We start from the raw sequence: 14,994 nt of genomic DNA, 5'->3' as shown, positions 1-14,994 counted from the left end.
AAAGCTGCTGAAAAAGCAAGGCACTCTAATCTAAAATTAGAATGCCTTGCTTTTTAAATTTAAGATCTTATGGAAAATCAAGTCGTCCACGAATTCACCGGTGGCACGATCTTTATGATGCATGAGCACGGTTCCAGCGTGTGTAAAATCCATCTTCTGGATGGCTTTGATGGAAGAGATGTTATTGCTGTAGACATAGATTCTCGCGATGGTGATGCCTTCATGCTCCATCTCATTCAAAGCATAGTCTGTGAGTTTTGAAACAAGGCCCCTTCCTCTAGCGCTTCGGGCAGTAGCTGCGGACAGGAAGACTGCATGCTTTTTTTCTTCCGACATCTCACGCTTTCCTTTTATGAGGCAGAGCACAGTATGAGGATCTTCTTCTGAAACAGCCACATAAGTAAGTTCTGAGGGATTATCCACATAGGATGTAACCTCTTCAATACTGGATATTTCGGCAAAGGACATGTCAATCTTCTCTTCTCTGATGTCCTGGAACATGCGCCACACACTCTCCACGTCTTCCATGCTCATTCGTCTGAAAATAATACTCATAAAGCCACCTCTTTCTTTCTCTTTTCAATTATAAGATAATAGAAGACAACTAGTAAACATTCATTTTTCATACAATGGCAAAGAAAAAAGTGTTGAACTCAAACCGCTATAGAGTTATGAAGTCTTTCGTCATGATTTGTGAGGAGGTAGAGCCTTATGAAGGGCGGGAAGAATTCTATCTGGCTGATGAATTTAAGATATGAAGAAAAAGGAGAGTACTATGAGAAGAACGGATCGGGAAGTACGGGAGTTTGAAGACATTCTTAAAATAATAGAGAAAGCTAAGATTCTGCGTCTTGGATTATTTGATGGTGCGTATCCTTATATTGTTCCGCTTCATTTCGGGTATACGTATGATTCTGAAACAAAAGATCTGCTCTTCTATATGCACTCTGCAAAAGTAGGACATAAGCTGGATCTGATAAGAGACAATCCTAATGTATGCATCGAACTGGATGCAGATGTGGAAGTAGTCTCTGGCGGTGATGTTCCTTGCAGATATGGAGCGTCCTTTTCCTCTGTCATAGCCAGAGGAAGTGCAGATATTGTGGAGAACCCAGAAGAAAAAGTGAAAGGATTAGAGCGTCTGATGCTCCACCAGACAGGCAGATCCTTTGAGATCAGTGAGCAGATGGCTTTATCCGTGGAAGTAGTAAAAGTAAAAGTTCTCGAGATCACGGCAAAAGAAAGAAAGAAACCCAAAGATTTCTAACGTAAAGACAGAAGGAACCACTGATGTTTTTCGGTGGTTCTTTCTCATATCAACTCATTCCACTCTTTAGCATACTCCGACTGCGGTACGAAAAAAACGTGATATGTAGAATTTTTGACGAAATTGCGTATACTAGAAGTGAAAAGTATAAATTTGAATGTGTGGTGTTAAAAATGAAGATAGTTCTCATCCATGGCCAAAATCATAAAGGAAGTTCCTATCATATTGGAAGAATGATTGAGAATAAGCTGCCAGGAGAGAAAGAAGTGACAGAGTTTTTTCTGCCGCGAGATCTCAATCATTTCTGTGTTGGATGCTACCGGTGCATTGAAGATGAAAGCCAGTGTCCTTTCTATGGGGAGAAAAAGAAGATGATGGATAAAGTGGAGGAAGCGGATCTTCTCATCTTCACAACACCAACCTATTGTATGAGAGCCTCTGCGCCCATGAAGAGTTTTTTGGATTTGACGTTCAGCTACTGGATGGTCCATAAACCAAGAAAAGTCATGTTCCAAAAAAATGCTGTGGTGGTGACAACGGCTGCTGGCAGCGGAATGAGACATGCTTTGAAAGATATCTCTAATGCACTGTTCTTCTGGGGAGTACCTAGAATCAGAACCTATGGCGTTAGTGTGCAAGCGATGAACTGGGCAGGGGTTTCTGATAAGAAGAAGTCACAGATCGATAAAAGAACGGACCGGATTGTAAGAAGTCTTCAGCGTAACCATCACCCAAAAGCAGGGATGAAGACAAAGGTGTTTTTCCTTATGATGAGAAAGATGCAGCAGGGGAATAGGGGCGCAAGTATCTCCGAGAAAAACTATTGGGAAAAAGAAGGTTGGCTGGGAAAGGTTCGACCTTGGCAGAGCTAACAGCGGAGCAAGCTCGCTAGGTTGTGTTCAGGATCATAAGAAGAAGGGGATTGTATGAAAAAGGAAGAGCTGATTTTGAGCCTTGATGGAAATCAAGACTTCAAACAGATGGCTTTGGAACTCGCGGAGAAAAAAGAGGATCTGGAGTTTGTAGTGAAGTTTGTGAAGAAGGAGCAGTCCAGCCTGAAGTACAAAGCCTCAAAAATCATAAGACTCATCAGTGAGGAACACCCTGAAGTGCTCAAGCCTCACATGGATGAGATCTTATCCTGGATCCATCACCAGAACAGCTTCATCAAATGGGATGGGATTTTTGTCATGGCAAATTTTGCCGGATATGTAGAACAGGATAATCAGCTTTCTTATGTTGAAGCCTATCTTTCTCTTCTAGAAGATCCACAAATGATTACCGCAGGCAATGCTGCGGGCAGTGCCTGGAAAATAGTTCATGCACTGCCTCAATATGAAGGAATCATCACAGAAAAGCTTCTTTCAGTACCTAAGATCATCTATGTTCACAAGAGAGAGCCCTCACCGGAATGCAATGCCATTGTATGTGGGAAGGTGCTGGAGTGTTTTGAGAAGTATTATGACAAGTCGGCGCATCAGGAAGAAATACTGAAATTTGCAAAGGGGCAATTACATAGTGTGAGGAAAGCGGTGGTGAAAAAAGCGGTACTGTTTGTAAAGCGAGTGGAAGAAATCAAGAAGTAGTGAGAGAGTATTGGAGGGATAGTTTTGAATGTTTATTCTAAAAAACTGCAGCTCCTGCGAACCCCCTACCCGGAACCCACGGAGGAAGTTCTAAAGGAAGCACTTGGTAATACTTACAGCATATACTGTCAATTTGTTGAAGGTCTGAGCCTAGAGGACATCCGGCTGAACTGGAAGTTTTATAAAGATGGCCATGCATGGCTAGGAAAAGGAATCTATGGCTGGACTGGTCCTAGAGGTGGAAAAAAAGAAACAACTGTATGCTGGCTGTCCATCTGGGACGGTTTTTTCAAAGTGACGGTATATGTGCCAGACCGGGAGAAACAGAATATGATGAACTTACCTATTCAGGAGAATCTTAGGAAAGAGATCGCTGAAACCCGAAAACTTGGCGAAAAGCTGAAGTTTTTACCCGTTGTTTTTGAAGTCTATACCAAAGAAACACTGGAGGATCTAAGTGAAGTGCTTTCATTTAAGAAAGCCGTGAGATAAAGATTAAATGCTGAACGAACTGAATTTGGAGGGAATATATGCAGATCGCATTAACGAAAAAGCTTGCAGAGGCTTTAAAAGAAAAGCCAGAAGCCTTTGATGAATCCATCAGTCCGCTGTTCTCCTGGACAGCAAATTGGACCACAATCTGGAGTGACAATAAGACCGAGGAGCTTCTGATTCTCATAAATAATGCCACTAGATTCACAGTGGCAATCTATAGGGTGAAGAAAAAAGATCTGAAGAATTTCGAGCGCATAGCTGTGGAAGGTATAAGGAAAACCATGCTTGAGATGAATCTCAATCCGGAGATGGTAGAAGAATACTTGAGGCTCTCAGGAAGCTTTGTCTATGCAAAAAACAGCAACCGCCAGATCACCTCTTGGATGACCCAGACAGGAATTGATCTTTCTATCCCCATTGCGGATAGGTATGCCCATGTTCCAAATTTCTACAGTGATACCCTTGGTGTACTGGTGAACCACAATACTTTTAGAAAAGCGGGATCCAGCAAGGATAGTATCCGTGTGCCTTTGAAGGACATGGTTACAGAACTTCAGAAACTTACGGGAATGAAAGCCTATGATACCAGAGCTATTGAACTACAGATCACACTGGACCTTGAACTCTATCAGGTGAAAAGAAGAGTCCTCGTGCCTGCAGACATCAGGTTTGAAACTCTCCATAGGGTCATACAAAGCGCATTTGGATGGCAGGACTACCATCTCTTTGAATTTGAGATGAAGGATGAGAAATCTGGAAAAGTTATCAAGAGAATTGTGCCAAGGGAAGAAGATCTTGAGTACCATGAAGAGGCTGAAATCATGGAAGGTCGTATTCTTTCAGAGTTTATGCCAAGGATAAAGGAAATCAATTATGTCTATGATTTTGGCGACTATTGGGAACATCAGATCACTTTCCTGAAGGAGCATGAACACTATGATGACAGTCTTCCTTTTCTTCTGGAGTCAGAAGGAAAAACGCCACCAGAAGATGTGGGAGGTGTCGGAGGTTTTCAAGATTTTCTGGAAGCTAAAAAAGATCCATCTCATCCAAGATATGAGGATCTTCTCCATTGGAATCCCTACTGGAGTCCCGAACTGGCCGATTGGGAAAAACGCCCCAGACATCTGCACATCTACAATATATAACCACAAGACCGTTGGTCTCAGTTCTTGATCATATGAGAACTGAGACTTTTTTCATTATTTTCTTTAAAAGTTTTAAAAGCAACCTGCAGTTGACAGTAAACGAACGGAAGTTGGTTGGCATTCATTCTCTTTTCAGTTACCATAAACCTAAGAATTAACTTTATGGAGGTTAGGTATGAGTCTTGGAGAGAGAATTCAGATGCTACGGAAAGAAAAGAAGATGTCGCAGAATGACTTGGCAGAAAAAGTGGATGTATCCAGACAGTCTGTCTCAAAATGGGAGACGGATACAGCGAAGCCAGAACTTCAGAAACTCATCCTTATGGCTGAGCTTTTTCAAGTATCCTTGGACGAGTTGGTTTCAAGTGAAATCTCGGAAGGAAATGAACGTGTTATAGATAAGAGGCATGAGGATGATTCAGTGGAGTCATCAGAGCGTGGGTTCACGTTCACTTTTTTGGGGCTTATGGGCAGAACCTACAATCAGACACTGTCTACTTTGTATCTGTATCTGATTCTGTTTTTTGCAATTCTTCCTGTAAACATCTATCTCTATGAGAAAGGATTCTTTGGTCCTGTCAGCTTCAGCTTCATCCATCAGTTTGACCTTCTGGTTTTGGGGTTTTTGCCCGATCTTCCATTGATCGCAGTATTATTTGGTATCTTCATCTGGCGGCTGGTAAAGAAGGAGCATAGGTACCGTAAAGTGAAAAAGATGGATCTTGCGCTTCCTGTCATTTTTTTCCTATTATCGTTCTTGCTGCCTTTATTTTTCTGGATGGCAGACAGTCCCTGGACGTCTCTAATTATTTTAGCAGGACAGAGTGGACATCTGTTGGTATTTGCGGATCTTGCAGTGATGAATCTCATGGTTTCGGAGAAAAAAGTAAGAGCGGAAGAGTTCAGCTAGTGAGAAGAAGTGTATCAGAAAACAAAGGCTATATTCGAACCTTCGTAAATGCATGTATTAATAAGGAAAACTCCCCTGTTGACAATGGCTGACAGGGGAGTTTCTATAGGGGTGTTAAACCGATGATATGAATCGATACGATGAAAATAATGAATACACAGTGAAATATTTGTATAAGAATCATGGATTTATGCTCAAAGTCCAAGGGATATTGTATAATGATTTCACTGCAGGATTGAACGGATTGCATATAAGATATCTTGTAGAATTATCGCTATTGTAATGCTTTGAAGCATTTGAAGGAGGCTAATATGAAGAAGATTGTAGTACTTTTACTCATGCTGTTCAGCGTATCTTTTGTCATTGCAGGATGTTCCAGCTCACCAAGTGAGGAACCTCAAACTCCGGAAGAGACACCATCAGAAGGAGAAGAGGAAGAACTGATGCTTACACTGGAGGAGCTCAGTGCCTTTGACGGTAAAAATGGAAACAAGGCCTATGTTGCTGTGGATGGCATCATTTATGATGTTACAGATTCCTCTGCATGGAAGGACGGAAACCATAATGGAAATCAGGCAGGTCAGGACCTGACCAAGGAAATCATGGAAGATTCGCCTCATGGCATCAGTGCACTGGAGAATGTCCCTGCCATTGGTAAGCTTGTAGAAGACTGATGACACTCTTAGAAGTCTTGGTGCTCTCATGAAGAGGGCAACCAAGGCTTTCTTTTTTCTGCTTCTTGATTCTTCAACTTCCTGGAACTAGAATGAAAGCAAGAAATTCTATGATTTAAGTTGATGACAAATGCTAAAGAACGGAAAATAGAATCTTAAATAGGAACATGAGAAAGGAAGGTGCCAAGAGGATGTCAGTTTCTGAAAAGTACCGTAAGGATCTGGAGGAAATATGTGCGCATAGATATGATCTTGGAAGTGATCTTTGGACAAGCTAGGATAAAAGAATTCTGAAAGGATCCCTTTTCGCTGATTGAATCTGTGCAGTATCTGCAGGAAATCGGCATGAAGCCAGAGGATCTTCTATTGATAGAAGCGGCTGATCTACTTTTTTCTATTTGGAGAGAAGATGGCCCGTTTCAAGTGTATCGCTAAGGCAGCATCTTCTGGAGATACAGCACGTGGGTGGCGGTTGGAGGTGCAAGAAGTGCAGCTATGGGCAAGGCCCAGAAACTGAATTTTCCAATCCGTTTCCAACCCTCGTTGCACTGGATGCTTTCAGATACACGCCATGGATCAATGATAGGCAAGAACTGGATAAGGCTGTGGAGTTTCTTCTATGCCACTGGACCACGAATCTACCCTTGGGACCCTTCCAATATGGCATTGGCACTCTTTTAGTCAGCTGGTTCTCTTTTATGGGTCTGATTTTGTTTGGATCCCTGATTCTCATAATTTTGGGTTTTACTTTGTAAAGAAGAAACCAGTACTGTGGGAAAGCTAGGAGAAAATGAGAGAATTCCCAAAGCAAGGGGGAGTAAAAATACTGTTTGGTGTTTATCTTGTTTTGTGCTCCACTTAGGGTATCTACTATGGCATGAGCACTAGAAGACCAGCGGTCCTTATTTTTTATGCGTTGGGACTTCTGGGAACCATTTTTGTATGGGCTTATTTTTACCAGACCCATACTAGAGAATATTGATGATCTGAAAAGAAAGGCAGGTTACTCATGACTGATTACACAAATACGAAAAAGAACGTTCTTGATGAAGGTCCGTTCTATCATGGGACAAAAGCGGAGCTAAAGGCTGGAGACTTACTGGTTCCAGGATTTAACAGCAATTACGGTTCAGGCAAAACTGCAAAGTTCATCTATTTTACTGCAACCATGGATGCGGCCATATGGGGCGCTGAACTGGCACAGGGAGAGTCAGAAGGCAGGATTTATCTTGTGGAGCCTTCAGGAGACTTTGAGAATGATCCGAATCTGACGGATAAAAGGTTTCCTGGCAATCCAACGAGATCCTACCGCACCGAAGGGGCGCTTCGTGTACTTGGGGAAGTGAAGGGGTTTCAGGGACATTCAGAAGAAGATCTTGAGAGAATGAGGAGTCATCTGAGGGAGCTGAAGAATCAGGGGATTGAGGCCATCAATGAGTAATATCAAGGAAGGGATTCAGTATCATGAGGAAGAGTTGGAAGATGCAAGAAAGCATCTCCATGCGCTTACAGAAAACTGCAGGAAAATGCTGCCAAAGTTCCCAGAGAAGAGTCCGCAGCATACACTGCTCCTGAATCGGATCCGGGCACTTGAAGTCTCTTATGACGTTCTTTCAGACCCGTCTGGAAAATATTCTGAGCCGAAGAAAAGTATGGAGAGCATTCTGGAGCCATTAGCTTCCATCATCAGAAAATCTCAGAAAGCTCTGGAGAAAGCGAAGCCTCATTCACCCCAAGCCAAAAGACTAGAAAGACTCATCAAAACCATCACCATCAGTATAGAGCATCTGAACTTAAGTGAGAATAGAATGATCAAATAGAAGATCCTGAGCTCACAGAAGGAAGAAAAACTTTTGCTGGCTCAGGATCTTTTTTTGTAAAATTATTCTTCCATAGTTTTACAACTTGATGTGCGTCAAGTGAGAAAGAGAGAATTGGATTTATACTAAGCTCATCAGATCCGAATGAAATAAAAAATAGAGGAGCAGTGAGATCATCATGATGCTAAAGAAGAAGTTTGTAGAAGTCTCAGAAAAAAATGTACCAGTACTGAAACAGTATGTTCCTATCGTGAATAGAGTTCATGGAGGACACCATCCTGAAATGAACGAAGTGAAGGAGCTGTTTGAGGGAATGCTTTCCAAAATGAATCAAGCAGGTGAAAGCACCAAGGACCTTGAAGAGTATTTCTTGAAGTTGAGAGGGGTCACGGATCATTACAAAGTACCTGAGGATGTTTGTGAAAGTTATGAGGCTGTCTATCGGCTCTTAGAAGAAATGGATAAGGCTTATGACAGTGAACGGGAATAGAACCGTGAAAGGTGGGAAATAGGATGCAAAGAATCATATTAAAAAGTAAGAACCGTATTTTAGTCATGAGTGGGATCCTCATTGTTTTGGGCTTTGCGGGGGAGTTTCTACTCCAGAACGAAATGCTCGCCATGGCTGGCCTTGGGGCAGCTTCCATTCTTGGTGTTCTGCCCATTGCCATACAGGCCTATCAGGCGCTGAAGGTGAAGGTTGTGAGCATTGATGTCCTGGTGACCATCGCAGTTCTTGGCGCCTTTGCCATAAAGAATCTGGAAGAGTCAGCCATCGTTACCTTCCTGTTTCTCTTTGGAGCCTATCTTGAGCAGCGTACGCTCAATAAGACCAGATCTGCCATCAAAGAACTGACAGAGATGGCACCGGAAAGTGCTTTAAAGAGACAGCCGGATGGTTCTTTTCTTGAAGTGGACGTAGATGAAGTGGATGTGGAGGATGTCCTTCTGGTGAAAACCGGTGCCAAAGTTCCGGTGGATGGCAGAGTGCTTTCTGGAGAAGGGTATGTAAGCGAGGCGAGCATCACCGGAGAGTCTCTTCCTGTGGAGAAGAAGCAGGGCTCAAAGGTCTATGCAGGAACCATCCTGGAAAATGGAACCCTTCAGATTGTGGCAGACAGAGTGGGAGAAGATACGACCTTTGGCAGAATCATAGAACTGGTGGAAGAGGCTCAGGATGCGAAATCTGAAGCGGAGCGCTTTATTGACAGATTCTCCAAGTATTACACTCCGCTGGTACTTCTCTTATCCGCTTTTGTGTTTGCTCTGACCCGGAATGTGGAGCTTTCCATCACCATTTTGGTATTGGGATGTCCAGGTGCTCTGGTCATCGGTGTACCCGTCTCCAACGTCGCAGGTATCGGCAATGGTGCAAAGAACGGTATTTTACTCAAGGGCAGTGAAGTGATCCAGGATTTCAGCAGGGTGGATGTGATGGTTTTTGATAAAACTGGTACATTGACCGTGGGACATCCTAAGGTGTCAGACCATGCTTATTTTGGAGAGGATGAGAAAGAAACCCTGAAGTATTTATCCAGCGTGGAAAGAGAGTCTGACCACCCCCTGGCAAAGGCTGTGGTGGAACATATTGGCATCACGGATGCTTATACGGTAAGTGAAACAGAAGTGATGAAGGGCGGCGGAATCGCAGCCAAAGTGGAAGGAAGACAGGTTCTTGTGGGAAATCTGTACCTTATGGAAGAAAACCAGGTTGCATTTCCTGAAAAATCTCTTGAAATCATCCATCAGTATGAAAGACGAGGGGATTCGCTGGTACTGACCTCAGTGGATGGAGTTCTGGAATCAGCGCTTGGTGTCCGGGATCAGGTGAGACCTGGAGTGAAAGAGGATCTTAAAAAACTCAGGAAGCTTGGGGTGAAAGAGCTGGTTCTTCTTTCGGGAGACCATCAGGGCACTGTGGATGTGGTGGCAGAAGAACTGGGGCTTACCAAAGCCTTTGGACATATGCTGCCGGAAGACAAATCCGCCTATATTAAGAAGCTTCAAGAGGAAGGTCACGTGGTGGCGTTTGTGGGGGATGGGGTCAATGACAGTCCATCTCTAGCCTTGGCTGAGATTGGCATCGCCATGGGCAGCGGAACAGATGTGGCCATTGAAACTTCTGATGTGGTACTGATGAATGGAGACTTCGGAAAGCTTCCCCATGCCCTGGGGCTCACCAAAGCCACAGCCAGAAATATGAAGCAGAATATTGCCATTGCAGTAGGTGTGGTGCTGGTTCTTCTGTTCAGCTTGTTCTTCAGTGAATGGATGAATATGTCCATCGGTATGCTGGTCCACGAAGCAAGTATCCTGGTGGTGATTCTGAATGGCATGAGACTTCTGAAGTTTTCCCTATTCTCTCCCAAAGCTGAATCAAAAAGAAAAATAATGCCGAAAGAATCCTATGGAACTTGATTTGCATCAAGTACGAACCCGTGTAAAAGAGATAGTATAAAGACAAAGAAAAAAGAGGAGTGAACCCCCATGAAAAAAGGAACTATGCAGCTGGAAACCCTAACCTGTCCTTCCTGTATCCAGAAGATTGAAGGTGCCGTGAAGAAAATGGATGGCATCCAGGAAGACACATTAAAAATATCCTTCAACTCCAGTAAAGTGAAATTTGATTTCGATGAAGAGAAGGTCAGTCTTTATGATGTGGAAAAAGCCATTGTGAAACTTGGGTATGACGTTTTAAAATCCCAGGAAAAAGAAGCCTAACCTCATATCGAGGAAAGCGAAAGCATCTGATTCAGGTGCTTTTCTTTTTTGCTCCTCTTCAGTCTGGAAAAGGTCCATGGTACACTAAAAAGGAAGAAACCGACAATCTCAGGCTCCTAAAGTCGAGCTTCAGATGATGATTACGAGTAAACTGGCAGTAGAGGTGACAAATGGATTGGATTGGCAGAATGAATGAAGTGACTCAGTATGTGGAAGAGAATCTGGAAAACAGCATTACAGCTGATACAGCAGCAAGGCTCGCTGGATGCAGTGAAGATCAGTTTCTGAGGGTGTTTTCTTACTTGGCGGAGCAGTCTTTTCGTGACTATGTGAGAAACAGAAGACTGACTCAGGCGGCATTTGATCTTTTGAAGGGAGAAGGGAGAATTCTTGATCTTGCGCTGAAATACGGGTATGAGTCTCAAGATGCGTTCAGCAGAGCTTTTCGGACATACCATGGGATCCTTCCCTCTAAAGTTCGGAAAGGTGGAGCTTTTCTTCAGTCTTGCCCGAGACTTACGTTCACCTTACAGATGGAAGGAGGAAAGAATATGAACTATCAAGTGGAAGAAAGACCAGCCTTTACGGTGCTGGGATCAGTGCATCCAATAAAAACAGAGGAAGCTTTTATGAAAGTGCCTGACATCTGGGCTTGTGCCTGGAAGGATGGAACCATGGAAAAGCTGAATGAGTGTTACAGTGGACTGAAGCCGGAAGGGTATCTTGGCATTGCAGCCGGTGGAAAATGGGGTGAAAGCGACAGCATGGAATACATCCTGGGTGTGACCGTGGATGAGGAGAATATGAAAAGTAGAAGTGAAGCTCCAGAAGGATTAGAAAAGAGGTTTTATCCGTCATCCACCTGGGTGATTCTTAAAGCAGATGGAGAGCTTCCTCAGGCGATTCAGGAAAAGTACAGGGAGTTTTATAGAGAATGGCTGCCCCAGTCCGGCTTTCGTCTGGCAGATCTTCCTGTCATAGAATGCTATCTGGCAGAGAAAAAACAGGAGATTTGGATTGCAGTGGAAAAGTGAGATGAAATCACAACAATCCAAATAACGCTAAGATACCGGTTTTCCCATGGGAGGCCGGTACTTTTTTCAGTGATATTCTGTTTTTTCTTCTGAATAAAAGCTACAATAAGAGAATAGAAATGATAGTGTCTCCGAACTGATTCATATCAGTCAGGACCTGGAAGGGAGTTAGCGTATGGATATTGAAAAGAACATCGGCAAAGACTTCTCTGGCGTGATATCTGTGGTGGAAAAAGATAAGATCATCTACCAGAAGGCCTTTGGCTATAGAGACCGTGCCAATGAAATCCCAAATACTGTTGATACAAGATTTGAGACCGCTTCTGCTGGAAAAGCCTTTGTGGCGGCTGCAATTCTGAAGCTTATTGAAGAGGGGAGCTTGAACTTTGAGACTGCGCTTGGTGACGTGCTGGATTTTGATCTCCAGGGGATAGATAAAAATGTGACAGTCCATGAGCTTCTGACCCATACCTCCGGCATTCCCGACTACTTTGATGAGGATGTGATGGAGAACTATGAGGACTTGTGGGTGGAGGTGCCGAACTACCGTATCAGAACCTCCAAAGATCTTCTTACTCTTTTCATCGACAAGCCTATGATGTATGAAAGAGGAGAAAAGTTTAAATATAACAATTCTGGCTATGTGATGCTGGGATTGCTGATTGAAGCTCTGAAAAAGGTTCCTTTTGATGTATACCTTCAGGAAAAAATCTTTGATCCTGCGGGGATGAGAGATACAGGCTACTTTGAGATGGACAGGCTCCCTGCAAGATGTGCCTATGCCTATATCTATGATGAGGCTCGGGGAGACTACAGAAACAACATTTATTCTGTGGATGTGAAAGGAACAGGGGCTGGCGGCGCATTCACTACAGCAGAAGATGTGGAGAAGTTCTGGAAAGCACTCTCATCAGGAAAGATTATGTCAAAAGAGATGTTTCATGAGATGAAAAAGCCTCAGGGCAAAGCCTCCTTCTATGGATACGGGCTGTGGATCCTGGATTCGGATACACCCTGTTTTCAGGGAAGTGACCCCGGGGTGAATTTCTACACTTCCTTTGATCTGAAGGAAGAACGCATCATCACCATACTCTCCAATGTGGAATACGATGCGGAGGCCCTTCATGATCATATCAGGAATGAGCTCCGTAAATAGTTGACGTCTTAATTCGAATAAACAGGAGGAATCTTATGAGTACGAAACGTAAAGTTCTTTTAGATCTTGCAGTATCACTGGATGGTTATATTGAGGGACCTCATGGAGAGATTGACTGGTGCATCATGGAAGAAGAGATGGCTTTTGAGCAGTTTTTGGAAAGAGTGGATACGATTCTTTTTGGCAGAAAGTCTTATGAGCTGTTTCTTCAGTTTCTAAGAAATCCATTTCTTTCTGAAGAAGACAGATTCATGATGGTAACCATGAACAGCAAGAATAAAGTTGTTTTTTCCAGAAGTCTGTCAGGCTTAGATGATGCAAGGATCATATCTGAAAATCTGAAGGAAGAAGTGGAGAAGCTTTTGCTGGAGCCAGGGAAGGATCTGTGGCTTTATGGAGGTGCCAGCCTCATTGAGGCATTCATGAAAGAAGATCTTGTGGATGAGTACAGACTCTCTGTGCATCCGGTGCTGCTGGGAAGTGGAAAGTCTCTTTTTACAGGTCTTATGGAGCGGAAGAATCTGCAGCTGAAAGAAACCAAGTCTTTTCCATCCGGAGTTGTGCAGCTGATTTATGAAAAATGCGCTATTCCAGGAGAAATTATCTAAAGAATCCCGGACGTCGGGACTATGAGGTGTTTTATGATCATTGTCCTCTTTGGTGTTTCAAACGTCGGAAAGACAACTACCGCGAGGAATCTTGCTAAGCTTCTAGGGTATCAGTTTGTGGACGTTGATGAGTCCATCAGAAAAAGGTATGAGATTACCGAATCGGTATTTCTCAGAAACTATGAGCTGGTGAACAGAAAATTGCAGCAGATCAAAGAAAAAGGTATTCGTATCTCTCTGGATGACTTCGGCACAGGATTTTCTTCTCTCTCCAGACTGAGGGATATGAACATTGATATTGTAAAGATTGATAAGTACTTTATTGATAAGATCGTGGATCATGGAGAGGACAAGCTCATCACAGCGGATATCATTTCCATGGCTCATAAGTTTGGACTCCAGGCTGTGGCTGAAGGGGTGGAGGAAAGAAAACAGATGGATTATCTCAAAAAGTACCACTGTGATGTGGTTCAGGGATACTATATCAGTAAACCGCTCTCTCAGAATGATGCCATTTTATTTCTTCAAGGGGACTAGGAAGAAATGAAAAATCCCTTTTCAGCTGCATGTGTCTGCTTTAATCTAATTTTAGCTTTTTGGCGTATAGTATTCATTATGAATAGATTAAAAGGAGAAAACGGATGCGGATTGCAAATAATGAAATCAGTGAAATGGAGAAATACCTGAAGAGGATTGATGAAGACACGTTGAACTGGGTGCAGAGAAAGTCTAAAGAGGTCGCGAGGCTCATGTCTTATTACCGCTGTGCCATGATGGAGGTTGAGACCAAGCTGAATGTTCTTAATGAAGAGTTCTCTTGGGAAATGGACCATAATCCCATCAGCAGCATTAAGAAACGACTAAAATCCATGCCGTCCATCATCGGAAAGCTAGAGAGAAAAGGTCATCCTCTGTCCATGGAGAATATCGAAGAGCATCTCATGGATGTAGCAGGGGTCAGGGTCATCTGTTCTTTTCCAGAGGATGTCTATGCCGTGAGAGATGCGCTCATCCGGCAGGATGATGTGGTGCTTCTGGAAGAAAAAGACTATATCAAGAATCCAAAGCCCAATGGCTACAGAAGTCTTCATTTGATTGTTGGGATTCCGATTTTTCTTGCCAAGGAAAAGAAAATGATGAAGGTGGAAGTGCAGCTGAGAACCATCGCCATGGATTTCTGGGCATCTCTTGAACATCAGTTGAGGTATAAGAAAAACAGCTGCTTCACCAAGGAGATGGCGGAGGAACTGACGGAGTGCGCAAGGAACAGCGCAGATCTTGACCTACGTATGGATGCCATCAGAAAGAGTGTAGAAAAGAAAAAGCATCTGGAGCCATAGAAAATAAAAATCAGAATAGAAATATGAAGCATTCCCGTGTCACAGGAGTGCTTCTATTTTTTTATTTTCATGTTGAAAATAAGTGAAGGCCGCAGAAAGTGAGAGCAGTGTCATTAAATTATACACAAGTGAAGACTTAATATCAGGTGAAATATGCCGAAAAAGATGATATCACCTGATTTCACTGGACAGAGTTAAAGAAGTGAAGTTGGAATTTTTTGGGGGGAGTAAGGAC

General features: G+C 43.2%; 19 protein-coding genes. 18 read left to right on the top strand and 1 reads right to left on the bottom strand.

Going from position 1 to position 14,994, the window contains the following annotated elements:
* Positions 1-36: 36 nt before the first annotated feature.
* Positions 37-555, bottom strand: a complete 519-nt coding sequence (locus T487_RS0104520) for a GNAT family N-acetyltransferase (RefSeq protein WP_031574548.1) — start codon at positions 553-555, stop codon at positions 37-39.
* A 220-nt stretch (positions 556-775) separates the two neighbouring features.
* On the opposite strand from T487_RS0104520, the gene T487_RS0104510 reads away from it, so the two are divergent.
* From T487_RS0104510 to T487_RS0104425, 18 genes are all read left to right on the top strand, one after another.
* On the top strand, positions 776-1,267 hold the full coding sequence (locus T487_RS0104510; RefSeq protein WP_051651496.1) for a pyridoxamine 5'-phosphate oxidase family protein: 492 nt from the start codon (positions 776-778) through the stop codon (positions 1,265-1,267).
* 173 nt (positions 1,268-1,440) lie between these two features.
* A complete protein-coding gene (locus T487_RS0104505) occupies positions 1,441-2,139 on the top strand; it encodes a flavodoxin family protein (RefSeq protein ID WP_031574545.1) in 699 nt (232 codons plus the stop codon).
* A 54-nt stretch (positions 2,140-2,193) separates the two neighbouring features.
* Entirely contained in the window at positions 2,194-2,853 is a 660-nt protein-coding gene (locus tag T487_RS0104500) for a hypothetical protein (RefSeq protein WP_031574543.1), read from the top strand.
* A gap of 24 nt (positions 2,854-2,877) precedes the next feature.
* The gene (locus T487_RS0104495; RefSeq protein WP_031574542.1) at positions 2,878-3,345 is read left to right on the top strand and encodes a DUF3788 family protein; all 468 of its coding nucleotides are present in this window, start codon (positions 2,878-2,880) and stop codon (positions 3,343-3,345) included.
* A gap of 38 nt (positions 3,346-3,383) precedes the next feature.
* On the top strand, positions 3,384-4,496 hold the full coding sequence (locus T487_RS0104490) for a plasmid pRiA4b ORF-3 family protein (protein ID WP_031574539.1): 1,113 nt from the start codon (positions 3,384-3,386) through the stop codon (positions 4,494-4,496).
* Between the two features lie 175 nt (positions 4,497-4,671).
* Positions 4,672-5,406 carry a helix-turn-helix domain-containing protein gene (locus T487_RS15775; protein ID WP_051651495.1) on the top strand — a complete coding sequence of 245 codons (735 nt, stop codon included), beginning with the start codon at positions 4,672-4,674 and terminating at the stop codon, positions 5,404-5,406.
* 311 nt (positions 5,407-5,717) lie between these two features.
* Positions 5,718-6,080 (top strand): cytochrome b5 domain-containing protein, encoded by a 363-nt coding sequence (locus T487_RS16670; protein ID WP_036909068.1) that lies wholly within the window; start codon positions 5,718-5,720, stop codon positions 6,078-6,080.
* A gap of 398 nt (positions 6,081-6,478) precedes the next feature.
* A complete protein-coding gene (locus T487_RS15765; RefSeq protein ID WP_155953239.1) occupies positions 6,479-6,835 on the top strand; it encodes a hypothetical protein in 357 nt (118 codons plus the stop codon).
* Positions 6,836-7,089: 254 nt separating this feature from the next.
* Positions 7,090-7,521, top strand: coding sequence for an NAD(+)--rifampin ADP-ribosyltransferase (gene arr / locus T487_RS0104470; RefSeq protein WP_031574529.1), 432 nt, complete (start codon positions 7,090-7,092; stop codon positions 7,519-7,521).
* Positions 7,514-7,900, top strand: coding sequence for a hypothetical protein (locus T487_RS0104465; protein WP_031574526.1), 387 nt, complete (start codon positions 7,514-7,516; stop codon positions 7,898-7,900). The genes arr and T487_RS0104465 overlap by 8 nt, the downstream gene beginning before the upstream one ends.
* 178 nt (positions 7,901-8,078) lie before the next feature.
* The gene (locus T487_RS0104460; protein ID WP_031574522.1) at positions 8,079-8,390 is read left to right on the top strand and encodes a hypothetical protein; all 312 of its coding nucleotides are present in this window, start codon (positions 8,079-8,081) and stop codon (positions 8,388-8,390) included.
* A gap of 23 nt (positions 8,391-8,413) precedes the next feature.
* On the top strand, positions 8,414-10,318 hold the full coding sequence (locus tag T487_RS0104455; RefSeq protein WP_031574519.1) for a heavy metal translocating P-type ATPase: 1,905 nt from the start codon (positions 8,414-8,416) through the stop codon (positions 10,316-10,318).
* 69 nt (positions 10,319-10,387) lie between these two features.
* Entirely contained in the window at positions 10,388-10,621 is a 234-nt protein-coding gene (locus T487_RS0104450; protein ID WP_031574516.1) for a heavy-metal-associated domain-containing protein, read from the top strand.
* A gap of 170 nt (positions 10,622-10,791) precedes the next feature.
* Positions 10,792-11,655 carry an AraC family transcriptional regulator gene (locus tag T487_RS0104445; RefSeq protein WP_031574512.1) on the top strand — a complete coding sequence of 288 codons (864 nt, stop codon included), beginning with the start codon at positions 10,792-10,794 and terminating at the stop codon, positions 11,653-11,655.
* A gap of 175 nt (positions 11,656-11,830) precedes the next feature.
* Positions 11,831-12,811 carry a serine hydrolase domain-containing protein gene (locus tag T487_RS0104440; protein ID WP_031574509.1) on the top strand — a complete coding sequence of 327 codons (981 nt, stop codon included), beginning with the start codon at positions 11,831-11,833 and terminating at the stop codon, positions 12,809-12,811.
* A gap of 35 nt (positions 12,812-12,846) precedes the next feature.
* Positions 12,847-13,419, top strand: a complete 573-nt coding sequence (locus tag T487_RS0104435) for a dihydrofolate reductase family protein (RefSeq protein WP_031574506.1) — start codon at positions 12,847-12,849, stop codon at positions 13,417-13,419.
* A 33-nt stretch (positions 13,420-13,452) separates the two neighbouring features.
* Positions 13,453-13,956 (top strand): EAL domain-containing protein, encoded by a 504-nt coding sequence (locus T487_RS0104430; protein ID WP_051651493.1) that lies wholly within the window; start codon positions 13,453-13,455, stop codon positions 13,954-13,956.
* Between the two features lie 104 nt (positions 13,957-14,060).
* Complete coding sequence (locus tag T487_RS0104425) at positions 14,061-14,759, top strand: GTP pyrophosphokinase (protein ID WP_036909067.1); 699 nt, start codon at positions 14,061-14,063, stop codon at positions 14,757-14,759.
* Positions 14,760-14,994: the final 235 nt, after the last annotated feature.

Source organism: Proteiniclasticum ruminis DSM 24773 (assembly GCF_000701905.1).
GTDB classification, from domain to species: Bacteria; Bacillota; Clostridia; order Clostridiales; family Clostridiaceae; genus Proteiniclasticum; species Proteiniclasticum ruminis.
This window is presented reverse-complemented; position numbering and strand designations above follow the sequence as displayed.